Origin of the sequence: Pseudomonas nitroreducens (assembly GCF_014204515.1) — a bacterium.
Taxonomy (GTDB): Bacteria; Pseudomonadota; Gammaproteobacteria; order Pseudomonadales; family Pseudomonadaceae; genus Pseudomonas; species Pseudomonas nitritireducens_A.
In genome coordinates, this window is record NZ_JACHLI010000002.1 from 288,040 (window position 1) to 311,403 (window position 23,364).

Annotated in this window: 24 protein-coding genes; 11 read left to right on the plus strand and 13 right to left on the minus strand. The window is 67.2% G+C overall.

Translation table 11 applies throughout. The features are described 5' to 3' along the window. Nucleotides 1-50 precede the first annotated feature (50 nt). Nucleotides 51-1,352, plus strand: coding sequence for an MFS family transporter (locus HNP46_RS04085; protein ID WP_184586227.1), 1,302 nt, complete (start codon nt 51-53; stop codon nt 1,350-1,352). A gap of 15 nt (nt 1,353-1,367) precedes the next feature. Here HNP46_RS04085 and HNP46_RS04090 read toward each other — a convergent pair whose 3' ends face one another. After that, a complete protein-coding gene (locus HNP46_RS04090) occupies nt 1,368-2,786 on the minus strand; it encodes an MDR family MFS transporter (RefSeq protein ID WP_409372398.1) in 1,419 nt (472 codons plus the stop codon). 408 nt (nt 2,787-3,194) lie between these two features. Here HNP46_RS04090 and cfaB point away from each other — a divergent pair, with 408 nt between their 5' ends. Together cfaB and HNP46_RS04100 are read left to right on the plus strand one after the other, a co-directional pair. Next, nucleotides 3,195-4,379, plus strand: coding sequence for a C17 cyclopropane fatty acid synthase CfaB (gene cfaB / locus HNP46_RS04095; RefSeq protein WP_184586229.1), 1,185 nt, complete (start codon nt 3,195-3,197; stop codon nt 4,377-4,379). A 131-nt stretch (nt 4,380-4,510) separates the two neighbouring features. Then, complete coding sequence (locus tag HNP46_RS04100; RefSeq protein ID WP_184586230.1) at nt 4,511-4,987, plus strand: GNAT family N-acetyltransferase; 477 nt, start codon at nt 4,511-4,513, stop codon at nt 4,985-4,987. An 8-nt stretch (nt 4,988-4,995) separates the two neighbouring features. Here the strand turns inward: HNP46_RS04100 and folE2 are convergent, their stop codons facing one another. Both folE2 and HNP46_RS04110 read right to left on the minus strand, forming a co-directional pair. Then, entirely contained in the window at nt 4,996-5,883 is an 888-nt protein-coding gene (folE2, locus tag HNP46_RS04105; RefSeq protein WP_184586231.1) for a GTP cyclohydrolase FolE2, read from the minus strand. A 69-nt stretch (nt 5,884-5,952) separates the two neighbouring features. Next, a complete protein-coding gene (locus HNP46_RS04110) occupies nt 5,953-6,351 on the minus strand; it encodes a hypothetical protein (RefSeq protein WP_409372399.1) in 399 nt (132 codons plus the stop codon). A gap of 116 nt (nt 6,352-6,467) precedes the next feature. Here HNP46_RS04110 and dksA point away from each other — a divergent pair, with 116 nt between their 5' ends. The 3 genes from dksA to HNP46_RS04125 are packed head-to-tail and all read left to right on the plus strand — an operon-like array spanning nt 6,468 to nt 8,726. Next, nucleotides 6,468-6,872 carry an RNA polymerase-binding protein DksA gene (dksA, locus tag HNP46_RS04115; protein ID WP_184586233.1) on the plus strand — a complete coding sequence of 135 codons (405 nt, stop codon included), beginning with the start codon at nt 6,468-6,470 and terminating at the stop codon, nt 6,870-6,872. 19 nt (nt 6,873-6,891) lie between these two features. Beyond that, entirely contained in the window at nt 6,892-8,094 is a 1,203-nt protein-coding gene (gene zigA, locus HNP46_RS04120) for a zinc metallochaperone GTPase ZigA (RefSeq protein WP_184586234.1), read from the plus strand. Beyond that, the gene (locus HNP46_RS04125) at nt 8,094-8,726 is read left to right on the plus strand and encodes a DUF1826 domain-containing protein (protein ID WP_184586235.1); all 633 of its coding nucleotides are present in this window, start codon (nt 8,094-8,096) and stop codon (nt 8,724-8,726) included. Before zigA ends, HNP46_RS04125 begins: the two co-directional genes overlap by 1 nt. A gap of 149 nt (nt 8,727-8,875) precedes the next feature. Here the strand turns inward: HNP46_RS04125 and HNP46_RS04130 are convergent, their stop codons facing one another. Next, the gene (locus HNP46_RS04130) at nt 8,876-9,229 is read right to left on the minus strand and encodes an NADH:ubiquinone oxidoreductase (protein ID WP_184586236.1); all 354 of its coding nucleotides are present in this window, start codon (nt 9,227-9,229) and stop codon (nt 8,876-8,878) included. A 76-nt stretch (nt 9,230-9,305) separates the two neighbouring features. On the opposite strand from HNP46_RS04130, the gene HNP46_RS04135 reads away from it, so the two are divergent. Together HNP46_RS04135 and HNP46_RS04140 are read left to right on the plus strand one after the other, a co-directional pair. Continuing rightward, nucleotides 9,306-10,268, plus strand: a complete 963-nt coding sequence (locus HNP46_RS04135; protein ID WP_184586237.1) for a CobW family GTP-binding protein — start codon at nt 9,306-9,308, stop codon at nt 10,266-10,268. 85 nt (nt 10,269-10,353) lie between these two features. Then, nucleotides 10,354-11,379 carry an energy transducer TonB gene (locus HNP46_RS04140; RefSeq protein ID WP_184586238.1) on the plus strand — a complete coding sequence of 342 codons (1,026 nt, stop codon included), beginning with the start codon at nt 10,354-10,356 and terminating at the stop codon, nt 11,377-11,379. Nucleotides 11,380-11,524: 145 nt separating this feature from the next. Here HNP46_RS04140 and HNP46_RS04145 read toward each other — a convergent pair whose 3' ends face one another. The 4 genes from HNP46_RS04145 to HNP46_RS04160 form a co-directional block, all read right to left on the minus strand. Continuing rightward, the gene (locus HNP46_RS04145) at nt 11,525-12,028 is read right to left on the minus strand and encodes a nucleoside 2-deoxyribosyltransferase (RefSeq protein ID WP_184586239.1); all 504 of its coding nucleotides are present in this window, start codon (nt 12,026-12,028) and stop codon (nt 11,525-11,527) included. A gap of 2 nt (nt 12,029-12,030) precedes the next feature. Beyond that, nucleotides 12,031-13,113 carry a calcium:proton antiporter gene (locus HNP46_RS04150; protein WP_184586240.1) on the minus strand — a complete coding sequence of 361 codons (1,083 nt, stop codon included), beginning with the start codon at nt 13,111-13,113 and terminating at the stop codon, nt 12,031-12,033. A gap of 156 nt (nt 13,114-13,269) precedes the next feature. Then, nucleotides 13,270-13,752, minus strand: a complete 483-nt coding sequence (locus HNP46_RS04155) for a hypothetical protein (RefSeq protein WP_184586241.1) — start codon at nt 13,750-13,752, stop codon at nt 13,270-13,272. Between the two features lie 129 nt (nt 13,753-13,881). After that, entirely contained in the window at nt 13,882-14,361 is a 480-nt protein-coding gene (locus tag HNP46_RS04160) for a hypothetical protein (protein WP_184586242.1), read from the minus strand. A 198-nt stretch (nt 14,362-14,559) separates the two neighbouring features. On the opposite strand from HNP46_RS04160, the gene HNP46_RS04165 reads away from it, so the two are divergent. Both HNP46_RS04165 and HNP46_RS04170 read left to right on the plus strand, forming a co-directional pair. Then, nucleotides 14,560-15,510: an adenosine deaminase gene (locus HNP46_RS04165; RefSeq protein ID WP_184586243.1), complete on the plus strand. Its 951-nt coding sequence runs from the start codon at nt 14,560-14,562 to the stop codon at nt 15,508-15,510. 362 nt (nt 15,511-15,872) lie between these two features. After that, nucleotides 15,873-16,553, plus strand: coding sequence for an SDR family NAD(P)-dependent oxidoreductase (locus HNP46_RS04170; RefSeq protein ID WP_184586244.1), 681 nt, complete (start codon nt 15,873-15,875; stop codon nt 16,551-16,553). A gap of 212 nt (nt 16,554-16,765) precedes the next feature. Here HNP46_RS04170 and HNP46_RS04175 read toward each other — a convergent pair whose 3' ends face one another. Further along, nucleotides 16,766-17,647, minus strand: a complete 882-nt coding sequence (locus HNP46_RS04175) for a LysR substrate-binding domain-containing protein (protein WP_184586245.1) — start codon at nt 17,645-17,647, stop codon at nt 16,766-16,768. A 101-nt stretch (nt 17,648-17,748) separates the two neighbouring features. On the opposite strand from HNP46_RS04175, the gene HNP46_RS04180 reads away from it, so the two are divergent. Beyond that, nucleotides 17,749-18,684 (plus strand): AEC family transporter, encoded by a 936-nt coding sequence (locus HNP46_RS04180; protein ID WP_184586246.1) that lies wholly within the window; start codon nt 17,749-17,751, stop codon nt 18,682-18,684. 406 nt (nt 18,685-19,090) lie between these two features. Here HNP46_RS04180 and HNP46_RS04185 read toward each other — a convergent pair whose 3' ends face one another. From HNP46_RS04185 to HNP46_RS04200, 4 genes are all read right to left on the minus strand, one after another. After that, a complete protein-coding gene (locus HNP46_RS04185; RefSeq protein WP_184586247.1) occupies nt 19,091-20,620 on the minus strand; it encodes an APC family permease in 1,530 nt (509 codons plus the stop codon). A gap of 110 nt (nt 20,621-20,730) precedes the next feature. Then, a complete protein-coding gene (locus tag HNP46_RS04190) occupies nt 20,731-21,747 on the minus strand; it encodes a heme-dependent oxidative N-demethylase family protein (protein WP_184586248.1) in 1,017 nt (338 codons plus the stop codon). 14 nt (nt 21,748-21,761) lie between these two features. Beyond that, on the minus strand, nt 21,762-22,730 hold the full coding sequence (locus HNP46_RS04195; protein WP_184586249.1) for a PDR/VanB family oxidoreductase: 969 nt from the start codon (nt 22,728-22,730) through the stop codon (nt 21,762-21,764). Continuing rightward, nucleotides 22,727-23,326, minus strand: coding sequence for a dimethylamine monooxygenase subunit DmmA family protein (locus HNP46_RS04200; protein WP_184586250.1), 600 nt, complete (start codon nt 23,324-23,326; stop codon nt 22,727-22,729). Before HNP46_RS04200 ends, HNP46_RS04195 begins: the two co-directional genes overlap by 4 nt. Nucleotides 23,327-23,364: the final 38 nt, after the last annotated feature.

Here is a 23,364-nt window from a genome sequence, read left to right on the forward strand (position 1 = left end):
AGACGGGAAGCCGCAGTACCGACACGAGAACAACCGACAAGAGAATCCCCATGAACGCACCTGCCCCGCAGTACTCCGCCCATGAGCGCCGCTCGCGCATCCTCGCCATCGTCGGCGCCTCCTCGGGCAACCTGGTGGAGTGGTTCGACTTCTACGTCTACGCCTTCACCGCCCTGTACTTCGCCCATTCGTTCTTCCCTTCCGACGACCCCACCGTGCAACTGCTCAACACCGCCGGGGTGTTCGCCGCCGGCTTCCTGATGCGCCCCATCGGCGGCTGGATGTTCGGCCGTATTGCTGACAAGAAGGGCCGCAAGACGGCGATGATGATTTCCGTGCTGATGATGTGCGGCGGCTCCCTGGCGATCGCGGTGATGCCGACCTACGCCAGCATCGGCGTGGCGGCGCCGGCGCTGCTGCTGATTGCGCGGCTGTTCCAGGGCCTGTCGGTGGGCGGTGAGTACGGCACCAGCGCGACCTACATGAGCGAAGTGGCGCTCAAGGGCCAGCGTGGCTTCTTCGCTTCCTTCCAGTACGTGACCCTGATCGGCGGCCAGCTGCTGGCGGTGCTGGTGGTGGTGATCCTGCAGCAACTGCTGACCACCGAGGAGCTCAAGGACTGGGGCTGGCGGATTCCCTTCGTGGTCGGCGCCGTCACCGCGGTGATCGCCTTCTACCTGCGCCGCTCGCTGAACGAGACGGCCAAGGAGGCCAACCTCAACCGCAAGGAGTCGGGCACCCTCACCGAGCTGTTCACCCACCACAAGCGCGCCTTCTTCACCGTGCTCGGCTTCACCGCCGGCGGCTCGCTGATCTTCTACACCTTCACCACCTACATGCAGAAGTACCTGGTCAACACCGCCGGGATGGACGCCAAGGTGGCCAGCGGCGTGATGACCTTCGCGCTGTTCTGCTACATGTGCATGCAGCCGCTGTTCGGTGCGCTGTCCGACCGCATCGGCCGCAAGACCTCGATGCTCTGGTTCGGCGCCCTGGGGATGCTGTGCACCTGGCCGATTCTCGCCGCACTGAAGACCGTCAGCAGCCCCTACGCGGCATTCGGCCTGATCATCCTGGCCATGGCCATCGTCAGCCTCTACACCTCGATCAGTGGCCTGATCAAGGCAGAGATGTTCCCGCCGCAGATCCGCGCCCTGGGTGTGGGCCTGTCCTATGCGGTGGGCAATGCGATCTTCGGCGGCTCGGCCGAATACGCCGCGCTGGGCCTGAAGAGCATCGGCCAGGAAGAGGTGTTCTACATCTACGTCTCGGTCATGTGCGGCGTGGCGCTGCTGGTTTGCCTGCTGCTGCCGGACCTGCGCAAGGTCAGCTACCTCAACGACGAGGACTGACCCTGCGCGACATCGCTAATCGTTGCCCCGGCCGCGCAGCGCGTGGTCGGGCAGCGCCAGGGCGATCAGCAGGGCCAGGGCGCCGAAGCCTGCGTTGATCAGGAACAGGTGGCCGAACACCCCATCCAGCGCCAGGCGCTGCGCTTCGTGGCCGGCGCCGCTGAGGCTGGCCAGCAGCGCGCTGGCCGACAGCCCGTGCCCCGCTTCCCCCGCCAGTGGCTGCAGCATCGCCAGCAACAGCGCGGACATCAGCGCGATCCCCACTGCCCCGCCCAGGGAGCGGAACAGCGTGATGTTGCTGGTAGCAACACCCAGGTGCTTCGTTTCCACCGCGCTCTGCGCCGCCACCAGGCTGGTGGGGAACTGCGTACCAGCGGCGATGCCGGTGAGCAGCATGCAGACGCCCGAGAGGAAATAGGAGCTTGGCGGCGTCAGCGCCAGACCGGCAATGGCCAGCGGCATCAGCAGGCCGCCAGCGACGATCTGCGGCTTGTAGCGGCCGATGATCGCGGTGAGACGGCCGCAGCAGTACGCGCCGATCGGCACGCCCATGGCCAGCGGCAACAGGTGCAGCGCGGCGCTGTCGGCACCGGCGCCGGTTACCGACTGGAAGCGCAGCGGCACCAGCACCGACAGCGAGATCACCTGGAAGCTGGCGAAGAAGCAGATCAGCCAGCTCAGGGTGGCGGCGCGGATACCGAACAGATGCATCGGCACCAGCGGCTCCGGCGCGCGGCGTTCCTGCGTCACGAACAGCGCGATCAGCACCAGGGCGGCGGCGAACAGCGCGAGCATTTGCGGATCGTTCCAGCGCGCGCCCTGGCCGACCTCGGTGATCGCCAGCAGCAGGCTGCCCAGGCCGGCGATCATCAGCAGGGTGCCGAGGTAGTCGATCACCGGCTTGCGTCCCGGCACGGGCAGGCCGCGCAGGGTCCGGCGCGAGACGGCGAGGGCGACCAGGCCCACCGGCAGGTTGATCAGGAACACCCAGCGCCAGGACAGGTATTCGGTGAGCACGCCACCCAGCACCGGGCCGGCAATGCTCGCCACCGCGTACATGCTGCTGAAGTAGCCCTGGTAGCGCCCGCGTTCGCGCGGCGGGACGATGTCGCCGATGATCGCCTGGCTCACCGACATCATCCCGCCGGCGCCGATGCCCTGCAGCACGCGGGCGAGCACCAGCTGCTCCATGCTCTGGGCGGCGCCGCAGAGCAGCGAGGCGACGGTGAACAGGCCGATGGCGAAGAGCATCAGCACGCGACGGCCGTAGAGGTCGCCGAGCTTGCCGTAGATCGGCATGGAGATGGTCATCGCCACCATGTAGCCGGAGATGACCCAGGCCAGCAGGTCGAAGTCGCCGAAGCCGGCGGAGATCGCCGGCAGGGACACGGCGACGATGGTCTGGTCGAGCGCACCGAGGAAGATCGCCAGCATCAGCCCCACCAGTACGGTGCGGACCGCCGGACGCGGCGCGGACAAGGTATTCAAGGAAGGCCCCCTTCACTGCAGAGGTGCTCCGGCCGGGATGGGCGCGGGCGGTCCCCAGTGTAGTGCAAGGCAGCGACGAACTGTCACACCTCGGCGATAGTTACGACTGAGGAAAGGCTCTATCTCAGGGCTGACAAAGATGCCCAGCGAAGCGGCTGCTACGCTTCATGGGCGAGCTGTCTTGCCGTGCTGTTCTTTTTGGAACGCAACCCGCCGGGGCGTACTCCACTGCAATGGAATCGTCAGGCTTACCGCAGTGGTCGGCGCCCGATAGTTTTTCGCGGGCCAGGCCATAGGCGAAGACTATGGGCGTGCTGGTCTATAGTTCCTCAGCCCTGTGACCAGGAGGTTTGCATGAAAGCCAATCTGCCCTCTGAGTTGCTGTCCCTGCAGTTGCCGCTGCGTATCCGCATCGGTGACGCCCAGGCTTTCGACCTGGGGCCCGATCCGCAGGTAACTCTCGTCGTTCGCGATCCGACTCTGCTGACCGAGATCACCCACCCCAGCCTCGACATCCTCGGCCGCGCCTACGTTGAGAAGCGCATGGACATCGAAGGGCCGATCGGCGAAGTGATTGCCATGGCCGACGCCCTGAGCGCCGCTCTGGGCGATGACGACGGCGACACCGACTACGTGCGCGAAAGCCACGACAAGGCCACCGACGCCGAAGCCATCCATTACCACTACGACCTCTCCAACGACTTCTACCAGCTCTGGCTCGATCCGCAGATGGTCTATTCCTGCGCCTACTACGAGACCGGCAACGAGGACCTGGCCACTGCCCAGTTGGCCAAGCTGCGTCACCTGTGCCGCAAGCTGCGCTTGAAACCAGGCGAGAGGCTGCTCGACGTCGGCTGCGGCTGGGGTGGGCTGGCGCGGCTGGCGGCGCGGGAGTTCGGTGCCCAGGTGCACGGCATCACTCTCAGCGAAGAGCAGCTCAAGCTGGGCCGCGAGAGGGTCAAGGCCGATGGGCTGGAGGGCAAGGTCACTCTGGAGCTGCTGGACTACCGCGACCTGCCCCGTGACGGCCGCTACGACAAGGTGGTCAGCGTTGGCATGTTCGAGCACGTCGGTCACGCCAACCTCGGCCTCTATTTCCAGCAGCTGTACGACGCAGTGCGTCCCGGCGGGCTGGTGATGAACCACGGCATCACCTCCAGCAACACCGACGGCAGCCCGGTCGGGCGCGGCGCCGGGGACTTCATCGACCGCTACGTGTTCCCCCACGGCGAGCTGCCGCACCTGTCCCTGGCCGTCTCGCGGATGAGCGAGGCGGGGCTGGAAGTGGTCGACGTCGAGGGCCTGCGCCTGCACTACGCGCGCACCCTGGACTTCTGGAGCGCCAACCTCGAAGCGAAGCTGGCCGAAGCGGCGAAGCTGGTGCCCGACCAGGCCCTGCGCATCTGGCGCCTGTACCTGGCCGGCTGCGCCTACGGCTTCAGGAAGGGCTGGATCAACCTGCACCAGATTCTGGCCAGCAAACCCCACGCCGACGGTAGCCAGGAACTGCCCTGGAGCCGGCGCGACATCTACGCCTGAGCCTTTTCAGCGCACGGCATCGGGCCCGCCTTGGCGGGCCCGATGCGTTTACGGCGCGGCGTTGAAAGCTTGCATCGGGACGCTCGGGAGGCTAAACCCCTCCTCCCCACTGACTCTTTGGTAGATGAATCATGGTGAATTTCTTCCCCGATCTGTCCCTCGTCGAACTCTCGCCCGCGCAGGCGCCCTGGCCGCTGCTGCTCAAGGCCGATCCCAGCCGCGCGCAGATCGAAAGCTACCTGGGCGATTCGCGCCTGCTGGCGCTCAACGAAGCCGATTCGGTGCGTGGCGTGCTCACCCTGACTCCGCGCGAGCCCGGCGTCGCCGAGATCACCAGTGTCGCGGTGGAAGAAGAGTGGCAGGAGCGCGGCCTGGGCCGACGCCTGCTGCTGGCGGCCATCGAGCAGGCGCGCGAGGCCGGGCTGCAGCGCCTGACCATCGCCACCGGCAATTCCAGCCTGGCCCAGCTCGGCCTGTACCAGCGCGTTGGTTTCCGCATTGTCGGTATCGACCCGGACTATTTCGTCCGGCATTACCCCGAGCCGATCGTCGAGAACGGCATCCAGTGCCGCGACCAGATTCGCCTGGCGCTGGACCTCAACGCCTGAGCGCGCGGCTAGTCGCGCACCCAGCGACTCAGCGCTACCGCATCGTGGGCGTGCAGGCTTTCCGCATGCACCACGCGTACCTCGAAGCCTGACACCTCTTCTCGCTGCATCAGCGCCCGATGCAGCCGGCGCGCGGCGTCCTCGCAGAACATCAGGTTCTGCCCGTTGGCGAGGGCGAAGGCCTGTTCGTCCGCGCGTTTGACTGCCGTCTGCACGGCGGTGCCGAGGGCCGCCTCGGCGTGGTCGACCAGTTCGCCGAAGGCAAAGGCCGCTGTTGCCGGATCGAGTTGCAGGGCGAGCCGCGCCTCGCTGCGCTGGCTATGCGGCGTGGCAACTATGCCCTGCGGACTGCCGAGCCAGGCACGGACCTCGCTGGCCTTCAGCGGACGCTGGCCGAAGTCGGCGTCGAAGCGCTCCTGGATCAGCTGGCGCGCCAGGGCCGCCGAGCAGGGACAGGTCGAGGAGTAGGGCAGGGTCAGGCGCAGCTCCAGTTGCAGCCGGTCATCCTCCAGTTGCGCGTGGACTTCGCAGGCATAGCGCTTCCAGCCGCTCAATGGGCTGACCAGTGCCGCGCGCCGCAGCATCAGCTCGAAACGCAGCAACAGGCTCGCCCGTTGCGAGAGTTGCGCGTGGCTGCGCAGGAATTGCTCCAGCACGCCGCGCAGCAGCGCTGGCGACAGTTCTTCATCGGCCAGCGCTTCCAGCGCCAGGTACAGCCGCGACATGTGGATGCCGCGCGCCTCGGCTTCGTCGAGGCTGACGCCGGCGTCGGCGAAGGCGGCCACGCGCTCGCCGGCGATCAGCAAGGGCAGGGCGATGCCGTGCATGCCGACCCAGTCGAGCGGGATGGGCAGGCGCGTGGATTGGCAGGCGATATCGGGCAGCAGGGAGGTCATGGGCGGGTCACGGTCGTCAATTGTTATAACATAACGTATTTGCTTCGCGACAATCCTGCAATGGGCTCGTCAACGTGGCTGCTGCTTGCAGCCACTGACGCGCCCGCAGGTCAGTCGCGCGCTGTCGCCGGACGAGTTGCTGAAGCGGCTGACGTTGGTCCAGCCGATCCCCCGGCTGGTGCCGACCCACACCTGCCCGTCGCTGGCCACGCCGCTGAAGAAGGTCAGGTTGCCGTAGCGCGTGCCGGTCTGCGCCCAGCGCCGCCCGCTGCTGGCCTCGAAGCCGCGCAGGTAGGTGTCGTGGCCCTGGGTGGCGACGCTGTAGAGATTGCCCGAATCGTCCATGCAGGCCAGCACGCTGGCCGACCAGGCGCAGCGCGCCGGTTCCTCGCCGGGGAAGGGCAGTGGCGCGGAGCCACTGGCGTGGACGAAGGGGGTGAACAGGCAGAGCAGCAGGACACGGCGCAGCATCGTGGGTCTCGGCAGGGGTGGAGCGGAACACCGGTATCGCACGTCGGAAGGCGGTTGTCGATAATGCATTGTTATAATATAACATAAAAGATCACTCCCTTCCGGAGACGGTCATGACCGAACAGGAACTGCTCGCCCAGCCCGGCGAGGCCTACATGAGCGAGGCGCAACAGGGCTATTTCCGCGAATTGCTGCTGGGCCAGCGTGGCGAGCTGCAGGTCCGCATCGAAGAGGAATTCCAGGCGCTGCAGGACCCCGAGCGGGCCAGCGACGAGGCCGATGTCGCCAGCCGCGAGGAGGCCCGGCAGTGGCAGCTGCGCCTGCTGGAGCGCGAGAAGAAGCTGCTCGACAAGATCGACCAGGCGCTGGAGCGCCTGGCCCGGGGCGAATACGGCTGGTGCGAGGAAACCGGCGAACCGATCGGCCTGCGCCGCCTGCTGCTGCGCCCCACCGCCTCGCTGTGCATCGAGGCCAAGGAGCGCCAGGAACGGCGCGAACTGCACGTCCGCGAAGCCTGAATCCCTGGAGAAAGCCACCGTGAATGCCCCACTCCCCGTCACCGTCCTGTCCGGCTTCCTTGGCGCCGGCAAGAGCACGCTGCTCAACCATGTGCTGAAGAACCGCGAGGACCTCAAGGTCGCGGTGATCGTCAACGACATGAGCGAGATCAACATCGACGGTCGCGAAGTACAGCGTGACGTCAGCCTCAACCGCGGCCAGGAGCGCCTGGTGGAGATGAGCAACGGCTGCATCTGCTGCACCCTGCGCGAGGACCTGCTGGAAGAGGTCAGCCGCCTCGCCGGCGAAGGCCGCTTCGACTACCTGCTGATCGAGTCCACCGGCATCTCCGAACCGCTGCCGGTGGCCGAGACCTTCACCTTCCGCGACGAACAGGGTCGCAGCCTGTCCGACCTGGCGCGGCTGGACACGCTGGTCACGGTGGTCGACGGACTGAACTTCCTCGCCGACTACCAGGGCCAGGACAGCCTCGCCGAGCGCGGCGAGACCCTCGGCGAGGACGACGAGCGCTCGCTCTGCGACCTGCTGGTGGAGCAGGTGGAGTTCGCCGACGTGATCCTGGTGAGCAAGATCGACCTGATCGGCAGCGCCGAGCGCGACGAGTTGCTGGCGATCCTGCGCCGGCTCAATCCCGACGCCGACATCCAGCCGATGGTGATGGGCCAGGTGCCGCTGGCGCGCATCCTCGATACCGGCCGTTTCGACTTCCAGCGCGCCGAGCGCGCACCCGGCTGGCTCAAGGAGCTGCGCGGCGAACACCTGCCGGAGACCGAAGCCTATGGCATCTCCTCGGATGTCTACCGTGCGCGTCGGCCGTTCCACCCGCAGCGCTTCCACGAGTTCCTCGCCCAGCCCTGGAGCAACGGCCGGCTGCTGCGCTCCAAGGGCTTCTTCTGGCTGGGCAGCCGCTACCGCCAGGCGGGCAGTTGGTCCCAGGCCGGCGGCCTGATGCGCCACGGCCTGGCCGGGCGCTGGTGGCGTTTCGTGCCGCGCGAGAACTGGCCGCAGGACACCACCGAGCTGCAGGGCGTGCTGCGCCACTGGCGCGAGGAGAGCGGCGACTGCCGCCAGGAACTGGTGTTCATCGGCCAGAACCTGGACTTCCCGCGGCTGTTCGCCGAGCTGGACGGCTGCCTGCTGGACGACGCCGAGATGGCCGCCGGCACCACTGCCTGGAAGCTGCTGGACGATCCCTTCGAGCCCTGGGAGGGACAAGCCTGATGCTCGCCCTGGAAACGCCGACCTGGCCGCGCCAGGTGCTGGGCGAGGACCCGCAGGTGCTCGCCGACGTGCTCAAGGAGGACGTCAACCTGGCCGTCTGGGAGCGCACGCTGTACCCGGAAGTTGCCACCTTCGCCGGCTGGCTGAGTGCTCAGCCGGTGGATATCCGGCAGAGCCTGGAGGTGCGCGACGAGCGCGTGGAGCTGGGCGGCATGTTGCGCGAATACGCGCTGCTCGATGGGTGCTCGCTGTTGCGCGCCGACCTGCAGTGGCTGGCCGAAGCCTTCGCCTGCCTGACCGGTGCGAAGGTCATCGGCCTGCGCCTGCGCAGCCTGGAACGTGCCATGTGCCCGCGCTTCCACGTCGACCATGTGCCCTTGCGGCTGGTCACCACCTACGCCGGGCCGGCGAGCGAATGGCTGGAGGAGTGGGCGATGGCCCGCGCCCGCCTGGGCGATGCGACGGCGGAGCCGAACAGCCGCGCGGAAATCCGCCGGATGCGCGTGGGTGACGTCGGGCTGTTCAAGGGCGAGAAATGGGCTGGCAACCAGGGCGGTGGCATCGTTCATCGCTCGCCTGCGCCACCGCCGGGTGAACGCCGGCTATTGCTGACGCTGGACTGGCTGGGCTGATCAGGGCGGCCGGCGCGCAGGAAAAAAAATGGGCCGCTCGCGGGGAGCGACCCGATTCACCAAGATCATGCCCGGCGTGGGGTGCCGAGAGGGTGTGAGGTACCCGACGTCAGTAAGCCCGAGGCTTGTGACAGGGCGATGACCGTGCCTCAGGGTTTGCGCCAGTGACCGTTGCTCTGCTGCTCGCAGTACGGCTGGAGGATGCGCGCGTCGCTGGCGACGCCGTAGTAGTGGATGTCCTGGCGGTAGGGCACGCCCTGGGTCTGGGCGTTTTCGCAGACGCCGAAGGCGCCGCTGGGGCAGCTGTCGGCATAGGTCACCTGGACCTGCTGGTCTTTCAGCTGTGGCTGGCAGAAGCCTTCGCGGAAGAGTTTTTCCGGGATGGTGCGGTTCTGCTGGCAGAGCTTCACGTCGACATCCTTGCCCTGGCTGTGCACCACGCAGGCCTCACCGTGGGCGAACAGGGGCAGGCAGGCAAGGGCGAGGGGCAGGAGCTGGCGCATGGTCGGTCCGCGGGCGTTTGACGAAGCCGCGACTCTAGCGCTTTTCCCCGCGAGCGTCAGGCGGCACCATGGGCGAATGTTGAAGCAGATCCCGACTCATCTCATCGCCGGCCCCCTCGGGGCGGGCAAGACCAGCCTGCTGCAGGACCTGCTGGCGCAACGCCCGGCGGGCGAGCGCTGGGCCGTGCTGGTCAACGAATTCGGCCAGGTCGGCCTGGACGCCGCGCTGCTGTCGCGCGACGAGGACGGCATCGCCCTGGGCGAAGTCGCCGGCGGCTGCCTGTGCTGCGTGAACGGCGCGCCGTTCCAGGTGGGCCTGGGCCGCCTGCTGCGCAAGGCCAGACCGCAGCGGCTGTTCATCGAGCCCTCCGGCCTCGGTCATCCGGCGCAGCTGCTGGCGCAATTGCGCGCCGCACCCTGGCAGGGCGTGCTGGCCGTGCAGCCGCTGCTGATGGTGCTGGATGCCGCCGCACTGGCTGCCGGGCAGCCCTTGCCCGAGGCGCAGCAGCTGGCGCTCGGCGATGCGGCGCTGCTGCTGATGAACAAGTCCGAGGGCCTCGACGAAGCCGCCCGCACTGCTTTGGCGACGCGGCTGCCGGCGGTGCCGCTGCGCTGGACCACTCATGGCCGATTGGCCCTGGCGGACCTGCCGAGCAGTGCTGCCGCCGAGGCGAGCGCTGATTTGCCGCAGGCTGCATCGGCCGCCGAACCGGCGCTGCTGTTGCGCCGCGAGCTGCCCCTGCGCCAGGTGCGCGTCGAGGACGGTCGGCAGGCGATCGGCTGGCGCTTCCACCGTGACTGGCGCTTCCACCTCGACGGGCTGGACGCCTGGCTGGCGGGGCTTCCCGGCCTGCTGCGGGCCAAGGCGGTGTTGCACGGCGAGGAGGGCTGGCTGGCCTGCAATCGCACTGTCGCTGCCGAGCCCTGGACGCCCAGCGCGTGGCGCAAGGACAGCCGCATCGAGCTCATCCTCGCCGCTGAATGCGATCCGCAGGCCTTGCAGGACGGGCTTTTGCGCCATGCCATCGCACCTAAGTGACGGACGAGGTTGCCCTCGCGCAACTAGTGAATGATAATAATTATCAGAAGATGTTGCTTCGTGAACTCTCTCCGCAGGCTTTCTCATGTCGTTACCCCAACCGCGCAAAGCGGCGGACGCCAGTCCCGCCGTGGACGCTGAGGACCAGCTGTTCACTTCCGCCACGGCGGATGACGGCGCCCATTTGCCCAGCGTGAACGCCCAGCGCGTCAATGAGGCCAACCTGCGACTCGTCAGCTGCGCCGGTCCGCGCCGTGACGAGGAAGTGGTTCCCGAAGAAGTGCTGATCCCCTACGCCGCGCCGGTCGAAGGCGTGGAAGAAGGCGACTTGCCGCCGCCGCCCGGTGGCTGGTGGAAGTCCTCGGGCCTGGCGATTGCCATGCACGTGGCCATCGTCGCTGCGCTGATCTGGGTGATGCCGACCCCGGCCGAGCTGAACCTGGGCGCGGGCGAACTGCCCAAGGCCATGCAGGTCAGCGTCGTCACCCTGCCGCCCAAGCCCGAGCCGGTGCAGCAGCCGCCCGCTGCCGCGCCGACCCCGCCGCCGCCGGAGCCCGAGCCGCCCAAGCCGATCGAGCCGCCCAAGCCGGTGGAAAAGCCCAAGCCCAAACCCAAGCCGCCCGAGAAGGCCGTGCCCAAGGTTTCGCCCAAGCCCAAGCCGAAACCCAAGCCCGAGCCTGACCCCGAGCCGGCCGAGGAAGCCCCGGCGCCGCCAACCCCGGCTGCACCGCCGCCACCCGCCGCGCCGACCGTGGGCCAGTTCACCCAGGGCGCCCAGGCCGCGCCGACCGGTTCGCAAGGCCCGGCCGGCCTGCCCACCGGCAGCCTCAACGACAGCGATATCAAGCCACTGCGCATGGACCCGCCGGTCTACCCGCGCATGGCGCTGACCCGTGGCATCGAGGGTCGGGTGAAGGTGCTGTTCACCATCACCAGCGATGGCCGTATCGCCGACATCCAGGTGCTGGAGTCCACGCCGCCGCGGATGTTCGACAACGCCGTGCGCGACGCCATGGACAAGTGGCGCTTCGAGCCCCGCGTCAGCGGCGGCCGGATCGTCGCGCGGCAGGCGACCAAGGTGTTCTTCTTCAAGCTCGAAGGGCGTCGCTGACGGTCTGCCGAGCCAAACGAAAAACGCGCCCCAGGGCGCGTTTTTTGTTTCCGGCAAAAGACCGTGGCGCGATGTGGCGTAGGAGCGAACTCCGTCCGCGATGGCATCCGGCGCGATGCGGACCTATCGCGGACGGAGTCCGCTCCTACGAAAGCATTTCTTCTCGCAGCAGTTCCAGCGCCTCGCGCGGGCCGCCCACGGCAATCTTCGCCGGCACCCCGAGCATCAGGTTCAGCGGCAGGCCGAAAGCCTCGACCTGGTTGCCGTCGCGGTCGCGGCCCGGTTCCTGGCCCTGCCATTCGCAGGGCAGGCGCTCGATGCAGTTGCCGCCCTCGTCGAGGTAGCCGAACAGCGGCTTGCCCAGCGCGGCGGCGAAGCCCAGCTCGAAGGCCGTGCCGCTGTCCGGCTCGGCACCACGGAAGGGGTTGAGGTTGGCCAGCACCGCGTCGGCCTGGCGGATCAGTTCCAGGTTCGCCTGGTAGATCCAGCGCGCCTGCGCGGCCGGCTCGACGATGCCGTCCGGCACCGCATGGTCCAGCGGGTACAGCCCCTGCACGCCGAACTCGGCGCACAGGACCTTGAGCCGCTCGCCCTGCTCGAAGGCATCGGGGCGGAACACGTCGGGGCCGGCGAGGTACAGCTTGAGCATGGTCACAGTCCCATGAACGACAGCATCAGGAAGGTGGCGAACAGCACGAAGTGGGTCATGCCCTCGATGGCATTGGTCTTGCCGTCATGCAGGTTGTAGCCGGCGACCATCAGGGTGATGAACATCATGCCGGTCTGCAGCGGGGTCATCGCCATCTGGATCGGCTGGCCCTTGAACAGCGCCAGGGCCTCGATCACCGGCACGGTGAGGATCACCGTGGACAGCGAGGCGCCCAGGGCGATGTTGACCACCGGCTGCATGCGGTTGGCCATGGCCGCGCGCAGGGCGGTGAGGATTTCCGGGCTGGCGGAGATCGCCGCCACCAGCAGCGCCGGCACGATGGGCGGCACGCCGCTGCCTTCCAGGCCGACGTCCAGGGCCTTGGACATCACCTCCGCCAACGCGCCGATCAGCACCACGCCGACCACCAGCAGGCCCATGGACTGCTTGCTGTTGCCGCTGGCTTCATGGCCTTCGGCATGCTGGCCGTGGGCGGCGTAGTTGTAGCTGAAGAAGTAGCTGTGCTGACCGGTCTGCATGCGCAGGAACAGCGCGTAGAGCATGACCATGCAGCCGATGGTGAAGAACGAATACAGCTTCCACTGCTCGGCCGGGATCAGCTCCGGCACCACCATGGAAATGCCCACGGCGGTGAGGATCATGGTCACGTAGGTCTTGCCCGAGTCGTCGTTGTACGACTGCTCGCCGTGCTTGAGGCCGCCCAGCAGCGCGGCGAGGCCGAGGATGCCGTTCATGTCGAGCATCACCGCGGCGTAGATGGTGTCGCGGGCCAGGGTCGGCGAGTGGTTGTGGTTCATCATGATCGCCAGGATCACCACTTCCACCAGCACCGCCGCCAGGGTCAGGATCATCGTGCCGTAGGGCTCGCCGACCTTCTCCGCGAGGATCTCGGCGTGGTGCGCCACGCGCAGCGAGACGCCGATGATCACCGCCAGCAGCGCGCTGGCAGTGATCCCTGCGAGCAGCTTGCCGCCGCCCAGCAGGCTGTGCTCCAGCGGGTAGACCGCGATCGCCACCAGCAGGGCGAGGAGCAGGAATTTTTCTTCTTTGAGCGCGGGCAGCATCGAGGGGGATGTCCATTCCGTGAGAGGCGAGTGCGCCATCTTAGGCAATGGGCAGGAGGCGCACCATCGGGAGTTGCGCCCAGGCCCCCTGATCTGCCCTGGAGGCCGGTGCTGTACTACCGCCGCGAGAATGTGGCTGGCAGGCCGCCCGATGTCTCAATGGGCTGTCTGTCGGACCATCCCCACGAATGCTTTCTGTGCTTCGCGAATCTGCACCGGTCTGGCATCGAGGTCGGTGAAGGTGGCGTCCAGCCTGGCAGCGATTTCGGCCTGCAGCGAAGGGTCGCTGGTGGCGAGGTAGCGTTGGTAGTCCCGATAGTAGGTGATCTGGTGCTCGTAGTAGGTCGTCACGTTCCGGGCGAACTCGCCGGCCAGCGAGCTGTGGCGTAGTTGTTGAACCTGATCCAGGGCTGTTTCCAGTGTAGCTAACTGCCTGTCGGCATGCGCCAGGCTGATGGCCCGGGAGGGGGCCTGAGCAGCGTTGGGGCCCCCGCGCAGAAGGGCCTCATGATCGCTGTGGAGTTGGCGAATATTGAACTGGAGCGTGGCACCCACCTGCTCGTTATAGGCGAGGTCGGTGGGCCTGCCACAGGCCGATAGGGCCAGGGGAAGCAGCAGGATCGAAAGAATCTTTTTCACGGTTGCGGAAGCCGGGGCAATGGAGGTGAAGGCGATTCTAGGGAGGCGCTTTGTTGGGGGATTTCGTGGATATCTGGTAGCGCAGTCAGATTTCTCCTGCCCAGGACGCCTGGGTACGGAGCCGTTTGTTCAATGCAGTTGGTCGGCGCGTGCGAGGAAGTTCCTTTGCGCCGCCAGCACCTGGTCCGGCATCACCTTCAGTGCCTGATAGGTATGGTTCAGGTCGTTTACCAGGGTTTCCTGCCGCGCCTTGTCCTGGGTCTGGCTGTAGAGCCTGAGCTGCTGGTAATAGCCGATCTGCAGCTCGTAGTAGTGCGACAGACTGCTGGCGAATTTGCTCGCCTCTTCACTGTGCTGGAGCTGCTGTACCTGATTCAGATTCTGCTCCAGTTCAGTAATGCGACTGCCGGGATCGTCGCCCTGGGCGCTGCGGGTGGCCGCGTGGTCTGCATCAAATTCGCCGCTGATCAGGCGCTCCATGTCGTGGTCAAGCCGTTGCACGTTGTGCAGGAAGATCGGCGCAACCGCCGAGTTGTAGTCGAGGTCGACGGGCTTGCCGCAGGCCATCAGCAGCAGAGGTGACAGCAGCACCAGAAGGGTCTTCTTCATCGGGGAGGTCTGAGGGAAGGGGGAGGAAGGCAATTCTAGAAATGGCAGAGGTCGGAAGATTTCGCGGATATCTGTCTTTTGCGTCAGAATTATCCTTGTCCACGCCTGATGGGGCTTGCTGCCCCGCTGCCGATTGCTTGCAGGGTCAGCCTGTGTGCCAATGGCCGCGCCTGACCCGCCCATAACGAGACCTCACCCATGTACGACTGGCTCAATGCCCTGCCCAAGGCCGAACTGCACCTGCACCTGGAGGGTTCGCTGGAGCCCGAGCTGCTCTTCGCCCTGGCCGAGCGCAATCAGATCGCCCTGCCCTGGGGCGACGTCGAGAGCCTGCGCAAGGCCTATGCCTTCAACAACCTGCAGGAATTCCTCGACCTTTATTACGCCGGCGCCGACGTGCTGCGCACCGAGCAGGACTTCTACGACCTGACCTGGGCCTACCTGCGCAAGTGCAAGGCGCAGAACGTCGTCCATGTCGAGCCGTTCTTCGACCCGCAGACCCACACCGACCGCGGCGTGCCTTTCGAGGTGGTGCTGCGCGGCATCCAGGGCGCGCTCAAGGATGGCGAGAAGCAGCTGGGCATCAGCCACGGCCTGATCCTCAGCTTCCTGCGTCACCTGTCCGAGGAAGAGGCGTTCAAGACCCTCGACCAGGCCATGCCGTTCCGCGACGCTTTCATCGCCGTCGGCCTGGACAGCTCCGAAGTCGGCCACCCGCCGAGCAAGTTCCAGCGCGTGTTCGACCGCGCCCGCAGTGAAGGCTTCCTCACCGTGGCCCACGCCGGCGAGGAAGGCCCGCCGGAGTACATCTGGGAAGCCCTGGACCTGCTCAAGATCGAGCGCATCGACCACGGTGTGCGCGCCATCGAGGACGAGCGGCTGATGCAGCGCATCATCGACGAGCAGATCCCGCTGACCGTCTGCCCGCTGTCCAACACCAAGCTCTGCGTGTTCGACCACATGCGCGAGCACAACATCCTCGACATGCTCGAACGCGGCGTGAAGGTGACGGTGAACTCGGACGACCCGGCGTACTTCGGCGGCTATGTCACCGAGAATTTCCACGCCCTGCACGAGCACCTGGGGATGACCCAGGCGCAGGCCCAGAAGCTGGCGCAGAACAGCCTGGATGCGCGGTTGGTCAAGTAATTAGGTCCGGCGTCGGCCTGTAAGACCCTCTCCCTAGCCCTCTGACTAGGCGTCCCCCCCCATGAAGGGAGAGGGGACTGTCCGTGCCGAGTTCGAATACACCGCTCCCCTTCACTTCCTCAAAGCCGCTGGAGAATGTCCGGTGCATGCCGGCATTCCCAAGCACTCCGAACGGCCCCCTCTCCCTTCGGAGCGGGGTGCGCAGCCAGGGTTGGGGAGAGGGAACCCCCAGCAGCGAAACTTCCCCCGGCGTTCCCCGAACCCCCCGTCCCGATCCGTCCCCCCATCTGGCGCCCGTCACCTTTCGCCCAACCCCTGCTACCCCTATAAGAACGCCTCTCCCACCGTCACGAGGTAGCAGCATGAACAGGATCGTCGCCATCACCGGCGGCTTCGGCCATCTGGGCAGCGTGGTCGGCCAGGCGTTCGCCGCGGCCGGCTGGCAGGTCGCGTTGCTCGACCGCGCCGTCAGCCCGCGTTATCCACAGGCCGGTGCGCTGTCCATCGGTGGCGTCGACCTCACCGACGCGACCGCCGCCCGCGCGGCGCTGGACCAGGCCAGCGAGCATTTCGGCGGCCTGGATGCGCTGATCAACGTGGCCGGCGGCTTCCACTGGGAAACCCTGGGCGATGGCGACGTCGATACCTGGGACCTGATGTACCGCATCAACCTGCGCACCGCCGTGGTCTCCAGCCAGGCCGCGTTGGCGCACCTGACGGCCCGTGGCCACGGACGCATCCTCAACATCGCCGCCGCAGCCGCTACCCGTGCGGCGCTGGGCATGGGCGCCTACGCGGCGTCCAAGGCCGGCGTCATGCGCCTCACCGAGGCGCTGGCGGAGGAGCTGAAGGACGCGCGCATCACCGTCAATGCGCTGATGCCGAGCATCATCGACACCCCGCAGAACCGCGCCGACATGCCCAATGCCGAGTTCGACCGCTGGGTGAAGCCGGAGCAACTGGCGGCGACGCTGCTGTTCCTGGCTTCCGAGGATGCCGCGGCGATTACCGGGGCGTGCATTCCGGTGACGGGGCGGGTGTGACCGCGCGGCTTTCGTAGGGCGGATAACCCGGCACGGGTTATCCGCCGCGATGGCGCATAACGCCTTCGGCGTTATGCGCCCTACGCCCTGGCCGCGTTGCCATCTGCCTACGTAGGAGCGGACTCCGTCCGCGATAGGTCTGCATCGCGCCGGAAGACATCGCGGACAGAGTCCGCTCCTACGAGGCCGGTCAGCACGGCGCTCCCACAGGTTCAGGTTTCCACGGCCCCCACGCTGCGCAGGAAAGCCGCCAGGCACGGGTTGTCGTTGTGCGGGCTCCAGGCCGCGCCGTATTCCACCTGCGGCGACTGGCCGATGGCGCGGAAGGCCACACCGGGCAGTTGCATGCGCCGCATCGAGTCCGGCACCAGCGACACCCCCAGCCCTTCGGCCACCAGGTTGACGATGGTCTGCTGCAGGTGCGTTTCCATGCGCACCGCCGGGGCGAAGCCATGGCTGCGGCAGCACTCCATCACCGACTCGTGCAGTGCTGGCGCGGTGGCCGGCGGGAAGGTGATGAAGGGTTCGCCGGCCAGCTTTGCCACGTCCAGTTCGGCGTCCAGCGCCAAGCCATGTTCGGCCGGCAGCACCGCGCACAGCGGCTCGCGCTGCAGGGTGCGGTAGAGCCGCTGGCCCGGCTCGCGTTCGGGGAAGGTCAGGGCGACGTCCACCTCGCCGCTGTCCAGTGCCGGGCCGAGGTCGCGCGGCAGCATCTCGTTGAGCACCAGCTTCACCTGCGGGTGGCCGTCGGCGAAGGTCTTGAGCAGCCGTGGCAGCAGAGTCCAGGCAGCCAGCATGGTGAAGCCGATGCGCAGCTCGCCGCGTTCCCCGCGCGCGGTGGCGCGGGCCGAGCGCACCGCCAGTTCGAGGCCGGCGACCAGGGCTCGCGCCTGCTGCTGGAAATCGCGGCCGGCAGCGGTCAGCTCCACCGAGCGCGAATGCCGGGCGAACAGCGGCGTGCCCAGTTCGTCCTCCAGCGCGGCGATCTGCCGGCTCAGCGGCGGCTGGGTGATGTGCAGGGCCTCGGCGGCGCGACCGAAGTGCAGGTGCTCGGCGAGGGCGAGGAAATAGCGCAGCTGGCGGAAGTCGATCATCGATACGGATCAGGTATGGATTGGCGCCTTAGTAAGCATTGGACGGTATCGATTGGCAACCCTATGCTCGCCTGCCGCTCCCGCTCTCCAGGTTCCCTGCCATGCACACCGTGTTCGCCGTCGTCCTGCCGATCTTCGCGCTGATCCTGGTGGGCTGGCTGTGCCGGCGCACCAACCGCCTCGGCCCACAGGCGGCCTCGGAAGTGAACAAGCTGGTGGTCTGGCTGTGCCTGCCGGCGCTGCTGTTCAAGGTCACCGCCACCGCGACCTGGGCGGAAATCTGGCAGCCGGGCTTCCTCGCTGCCTTCACCGGCGGCTGCCTGCTGGTGTTCTTCGCCACCCTCATCTGGCGCCTGCTGCAGGGCCGCCCGCTGCCGGCGGCGAGCATCGATGGTCTCAGCGCGTCCTACGCCAACACAGGCTACATGGGCATCCCGCTGTGCCTGCTGGTGTTCGGCCAGGACGGCCTGGAGCCGGCGCTGATCGCCTCCCTGCTGGTGGTCTGCGTGCTGTTCGCCATTTCGGTGGTGTGCATCGAGGTCGGCCTGCAGGAGGAGAAGCACATCGGTCGCGCCGCGTGGGTGGTGACCAAGGCCCTGGGCAAGAACCCGCTGGTAGTGTCGCCGATCATCGGCGGCCTCTGGGCGGTGACCGGCATCGGCCTGCCGGCGCCGCTGCTGCACTTCCTCGATATGCTCGCGGCCGCCACCACGCCTTGCGCGCTGGTGTCCCTGGGGCTGTTCCTGGCGCAACGGCAAGAGCCGCAGGGCGAGCCGGTCGGCGCCTGGCCGCTGGTGGCGATCAAGCTGATCGGCCAGCCGCTGCTCACCGGTTTCCTCGCTTACCAGGTGTTCGACCTGCCGCCGCTGTGGGCCGATTCGGCGCTGCTGCTCAGCGCGCTGCCCACCGGCACCGGACCGTTCATGCTCGCCGAGTACTACCAGCGCGAAGCGGCGGTGGTGTCGCGGAGCATTCTGGTGTCGACGCTGGGATCGCTCGTCACATTGTCCTTGTGCCTGCTGTGGATCGCTCGATAGCCGACCTTGCGCAGGAGCGGACTCTGTCCGCGACAGGTCCGCATTGCGCCGGAAGCCATCGCGGACGCAGTCCGCTCCTACGTATCCGTGGGCTTCGGTGTAAACCTGTATGAGCGAGGGAACGCCTGGTTCTTGCTCGCGATCCGCCCAGCTCCGGAGTCGCCGGAAAATCCGGACGTAGGATGGGTGGAGCTTGCGATACCCATCGATTCCATGCACGGACAGCATGGGTATCGCTGCGCTCCACCCATCCTACAAAAGCGCTCCGTGCAGGCATAAAAAAACGGACCGGCCATCACGGGGATGGCGGGTCCGTTGCGCAAACGCAGGGGAGTGTCACCAGGGGTAGGTGACGCTCCAGACGCAGCCCCTCAGGCGTATGGCCCGAATTGCGTCAACGTTGCGATCAAGCCGGTTCGGTCAGCGCGCCCGTGGCGCGCGCGGGTAGTTGGCGGCCGGAGATCCGGTGGGCGTCGCCCGCCGGTGCGGTGCCCTTGTCGTTGGGCTTGGCCAGCAGCATGTAGAGGAAGCCCACGCCCATCACCACGATGGTGGTGAGGATCATCGAGTAGTTCATATACCAGGGCGCATCCGGGGTGCGCGGCCAGACCATGTTGGCGATGGCGCCCAGGCCGTAGATCAGCGCGCCGATGTTCACCAGCATGCCCCAGGGACCCAGGGTGAACTGGCCGCCGGGGACCCAGCCGCGGGCGCGGGCGATCAGTGCGGCGATGACGATCAGCTGGAAGGCCACGTAGATACCGATGGCGGCGAAGCCAACGATGGTCGCGGTGGCGTCGGCCATGAACAGGCCCAGGCAGACGATCGCCGCCGGCACCACGCCGCTGACCACCAGCGCCGCGGACGGCACATGGTTGGAGGACAGGCGCTGCAGCACGCGGCTGCCGACGATCATCTCGTCACGGGCATAGGCGAACAGCAGGCGGCTGGCGGCGGCCTGCAGGCTGAGCACGCAGGAGATGAACGACACCAGCACCACCGCCATCACCAGGCGCGAGCCCACCGGGCCGAAGGCGTTGGCCAGGATGGTGGAAACCGGGTCGGTGTCCTCGCCGTTGAGCACCTTCTGCATGTCCGGCACGGAGAGGATCAGCGCCAGGCAGGCGAACATCGCGGCGGCGCCGCCGATGTAGATGGTCATGCGCATGGCCTTGGGAATGCGCGTGCCGGGGTTGGGGGTTTCCTCGGCGACGTCACCGCAGGCCTCGAAGCCGTAGTACTGGAACAGCCCGGCCAGGGAGGCGGCGAGGAACGCCGGCAGGTACGAGCCGTTGACGTTCAGGCCGTAGGTATTGAACAGCACGCTGAAGCTCTGGTGGCGCTCGAAGATCAGCAGGTAGCCGCCGACCAGGATCGCGCCGATCAGCTCGCAGAGGAAGCCGAACATCGCCACCCGCGCCAGCAGCTTGGTGCCCACCAGGTTGAGGCCGGTGGAGACCAGGATCAGCACCAGGGCGATGTAGATGCTCACCTCGGCGCTCGGCTCGAAGCCCAGCAGCGCCGCCAGGTACGGCCCGGCGCCGACGGACACGCCGGCGATGGTGGTGCACAGCGCCCAGGCATAGACCCAGCCCACCATCCACGCCCAGCGCTTGCCGACCAGGCGCCGCGCCCAGGGATAGACGCCGCCGGAGATGGGGAACTGCGAGACGATCTCGCCGAAGATCAGGCATACCAGCAACTGGCCCAGGCCGATCAGCAGGTACGACCAGAACATCGGCGGGCCGCCGGCGGCCAGGCACAGGCCGAACAGGGTGTAGACGCCGACCACCGGCGACAGGTAGGTGAAGCCCAGGGAGAAGTTCTCCCACAGGCTCATGCTGCGTTCGAAGTTGGAGCTGTAGCCCAGAGCAGCGAGCTGCTCGGCATCGGTATCGGTGACGCCAGCGGCACGCTTGGCAGGAGACCCACTCATCGTTGTTTCCTCTCAGGGGGTTGATGGGCAGAAGGCAATGTTCCGGCGGGCCTCACGACGCCCGCCGGTTCCCTTTTCGGGTTTATGGTTGTGTGTGCTGCGTGGCCTGCTTACTGGCCGTCGTCGAACTGCGAGAGCCACTGCACCGCCTGCGGGTGGTAGCGGGTGAAGCCCTTGTAGTCGACCAGTTCCTGATTGAGGGACTTGAGCACGCGGTGCATGCGCTTGGCCCACGCCGGGTTGGTGGCGATGTCGGCCAGGCTCAGCAGGTAGGTGCGGATCGGGAACACGATGGCGTTGCTGCGCGGCAGGCGGTGCAGCGGCTGCAGCTCGATGCGCAGGTAGACCTTTTCCCCGGCGTTCTCGCCGGTCACCGTGGTGCGGTCCGGCGCCCACTCGGGCAGGGACTCGGCGGACACGTCCAGGCGCGGGTTGACGGTCAGCGACCAGTTCAGGCGCCGCACCGGATGGCCGTTGCGCAGGCGCAGGAGGAACTTCAGCGCGCGGTCGAGCATGCCGGTTTCCTTCACCAGCGGCACCGGGCCGTGGAACTCGTGCCAGGCCATGCCCAGGTTGAAGCGCAGCGAGTAGTCGGCGCGCTGGGTGGCGATGCCCGCGCCCCAGTACAGGTTGCCGTCGCGCTCTTCCTGCAGGACCCAGTCGCCCTGGGCCTGGCGGGTGACGTACTCCATCGGCTCGTACGGCAGGGTCGACGGATCACCGAAGGTGAAGGTGTCGTCGATGTTCAGCAGCTTGTTGGTCCAGTGCCAGCGGGTGCCGTCCTTCTCCAGGGAGAAGTATTCCGGGTAGTCCTTGGCGTAGGACTCCATGATCAGTTCGAGCAGGTCCCACTGCGCCTCCATCATGTGCGGCGCGGAGACGTAGTGCATGCCCGGGTCCTTCTCCAGGGTGATCGCACGGTCGCGGCACTCGCTGATGTAATGCTCGTCGATGTCGAACACTGCGCGGAAGGCATCGGTGCCCACGCTGACGTGCGGCTCCAGGTTCATCGAGTACATGTACTCGTCGTCCGGGAACGGCCAGGGCGCACGGTCGATGCAGGCCTGGCTGTTGGCGTAGGTGTAGTCGTCGCGGTAGGTTTCGTCGGGGCGGAATTGGATCGTCATGGTCGTTCTCCGGCTCAGCAGTCGATGACCAGCCGCGAGCACTTGGCGCGCGACACGCAGGGCATGATTTTCTTGTTGGCGGCCTTGTCCTCGTCGGACAGCCAGTCGTCGGTGTGGAGGATTTCTCCGTCCAGCTCCAGGACGTGGGTCTCGCACATGCCGCAGGCGCCGCCGCGGCACAGGTACGGGATTTCATGGCCGGCGGCCTCGGCGGCCTCCAGCAGGCTCTGGTCGGGCGACACGTCGATGGTCGCACCGCTGCGCGCCAGGGTGACCTGGAACGCCTCGCCGACGCTGCCCTGTTCGAGGAAGCGCTCGTAGTGGATGTGGCTGTCGGTCCAGCCGTGGGCATGGGCGGCGTCGATGGTCGCCTGGATCATGCCCTCGGGGCCGCAGACGTAGACGTCGCTGCCCAGCGGCCGGTCGGCCAGCACGGCGCCGATGTCCAGGCGCTCGCCGCGGTCGTCGCGGTACAGGCGCACGGCGTCGCCGTATTCGCGCAGCAGTTCTTCACCCAGGCGCGCGTGGGCGTCGCCGCGCACCGCCAGGTGCACTTCGAACGGCGTGCCGCGCAGGCGCAGCTCGGCCAGCTGCGAGCACACCGGGGTGATGCCGACGCCGCCGGCGATGAACAGGTGCAGGCGCGCGTGCTTGCTCAGCGGGAACAGGTTCACCGGGCGGAGGATTTCCAGCTCGTCGCCTTCCTTCACCACGTCATGCATGTGCTTGGAACCGCCGCGGCCGTCTTCCACGCGGCGCACGGCGATCTGGTAGGCGCTGGCGTCGTAGGGTGAACTCATCAGCGAGTAGGCGTTGCGGTAGGTGCCGCTGGCGTGGGGCATCAGCACCACGACGTTGCTGCCGCCGGAGAACGGCGTCAGGTGCGCGCCGTCGGTGGAGGCCAGGGTGAAGCGCTTGATCTCCGGGGTCACCTGCTCGATGCGGGTGACGCGGACATTCAGGGTTCCGGTGGACTGGCTCATGTGTCGAGCTCCTCGGCTTGCGGCATCTCGCCAGGGACTTCGGCGTCGGCTTTTACCGCCTGGAAGGCGGCGAGGCGGCGCGAGTAGTGGTCGCGCACCACCAGGGTCACGGCGCAGTGCGGGCATTCGAAGACGCGCTGGGTGACGTTCTCGGTGTAGCCGTCGCAGTGCACGCACCAGACGCGACGCACGAAGGAGCCGGCGTGCTCGCGCAGCACTTCGTCCTTGTTCAGGTTGATCGCGTCGGCGGCCTGCATGGCGGTGCCGATGAAGCTCTCCGAGCCGGCCAGGTACAGGCGGGTGCCCATGCGCGACTGGCCCAGCAGCGCGTGCAGGTCGTCGACCAGCGCGCGATTGCTCGGGTAGATCGTCAGTTCGACGTCGGTGATGTCGCGCAGCGCGGCGAGGTGGTTCTGGCCGGAGAAGGATTCGGTGGAATACAGCACGCGGATCGGCGCGCGGCGCGGCATCTCGGCGAGCAGGCGAAGCATGGCGGCGCCGCCGCTGCCTTGACCGGCGATGATGTGGTGGTGGCCACCAGCGAGCGGGCGCAACTGGTCATAGACCGGCCGGCTCTTGATACCTGTGATGAGCATTGTTCTTGTGTCTCCAGAATTGCCGGCGCTTGAAGGAA

Excerpts from the sequence above, each read along its gene's own strand:
- HNP46_RS04085 (WP_184586227.1), top strand. The coding sequence starts at position 51 with ATGAACGCACCTGCCCCGCAGTACTCCGCCCATGAGCGCCGCTCGCGC.
- HNP46_RS04090 (WP_409372398.1), bottom strand. The coding sequence starts at position 2,786 with ATGCTGGCGATCTTCCTCGGTGCGCTCGACCAGACCATCGTCGCCGTG.
- cfaB (WP_184586229.1), top strand. The coding sequence starts at position 3,195 with ATGAAAGCCAATCTGCCCTCTGAGTTGCTGTCCCTGCAGTTGCCGCTG.
- HNP46_RS04100 (WP_184586230.1), top strand. The coding sequence starts at position 4,511 with ATGGTGAATTTCTTCCCCGATCTGTCCCTCGTCGAACTCTCGCCCGCG.
- folE2 (WP_184586231.1), bottom strand. The coding sequence starts at position 5,883 with ATGACCTCCCTGCTGCCCGATATCGCCTGCCAATCCACGCGCCTGCCC.
- dksA (WP_184586233.1), top strand. The coding sequence starts at position 6,468 with ATGACCGAACAGGAACTGCTCGCCCAGCCCGGCGAGGCCTACATGAGC.
- HNP46_RS04125 (WP_184586235.1), top strand. The coding sequence starts at position 8,094 with ATGCTCGCCCTGGAAACGCCGACCTGGCCGCGCCAGGTGCTGGGCGAG.
- HNP46_RS04130 (WP_184586236.1), bottom strand. The coding sequence starts at position 9,229 with ATGCGCCAGCTCCTGCCCCTCGCCCTTGCCTGCCTGCCCCTGTTCGCC.
- HNP46_RS04135 (WP_184586237.1), top strand. The coding sequence starts at position 9,306 with ATGTTGAAGCAGATCCCGACTCATCTCATCGCCGGCCCCCTCGGGGCG.
- HNP46_RS04140 (WP_184586238.1), top strand. The coding sequence starts at position 10,354 with ATGTCGTTACCCCAACCGCGCAAAGCGGCGGACGCCAGTCCCGCCGTG.
- HNP46_RS04145 (WP_184586239.1), bottom strand. The coding sequence starts at position 12,028 with ATGCTCAAGCTGTACCTCGCCGGCCCCGACGTGTTCCGCCCCGATGCC.
- HNP46_RS04150 (WP_184586240.1), bottom strand. The coding sequence starts at position 13,113 with ATGCTGCCCGCGCTCAAAGAAGAAAAATTCCTGCTCCTCGCCCTGCTG.
- HNP46_RS04160 (WP_184586242.1), bottom strand. The coding sequence starts at position 14,361 with ATGAAGAAGACCCTTCTGGTGCTGCTGTCACCTCTGCTGCTGATGGCC.
- HNP46_RS04165 (WP_184586243.1), top strand. The coding sequence starts at position 14,560 with ATGTACGACTGGCTCAATGCCCTGCCCAAGGCCGAACTGCACCTGCAC.
- HNP46_RS04170 (WP_184586244.1), top strand. The coding sequence starts at position 15,873 with ATGAACAGGATCGTCGCCATCACCGGCGGCTTCGGCCATCTGGGCAGC.
- HNP46_RS04175 (WP_184586245.1), bottom strand. The coding sequence starts at position 17,647 with ATGATCGACTTCCGCCAGCTGCGCTATTTCCTCGCCCTCGCCGAGCAC.
- HNP46_RS04180 (WP_184586246.1), top strand. The coding sequence starts at position 17,749 with ATGCACACCGTGTTCGCCGTCGTCCTGCCGATCTTCGCGCTGATCCTG.
- HNP46_RS04185 (WP_184586247.1), bottom strand. The coding sequence starts at position 20,620 with ATGAGTGGGTCTCCTGCCAAGCGTGCCGCTGGCGTCACCGATACCGAT.
- HNP46_RS04190 (WP_184586248.1), bottom strand. The coding sequence starts at position 21,747 with ATGACGATCCAATTCCGCCCCGACGAAACCTACCGCGACGACTACACC.
- HNP46_RS04195 (WP_184586249.1), bottom strand. The coding sequence starts at position 22,730 with ATGAGCCAGTCCACCGGAACCCTGAATGTCCGCGTCACCCGCATCGAG.
- HNP46_RS04200 (WP_184586250.1), bottom strand. The coding sequence starts at position 23,326 with ATGCTCATCACAGGTATCAAGAGCCGGCCGGTCTATGACCAGTTGCGC.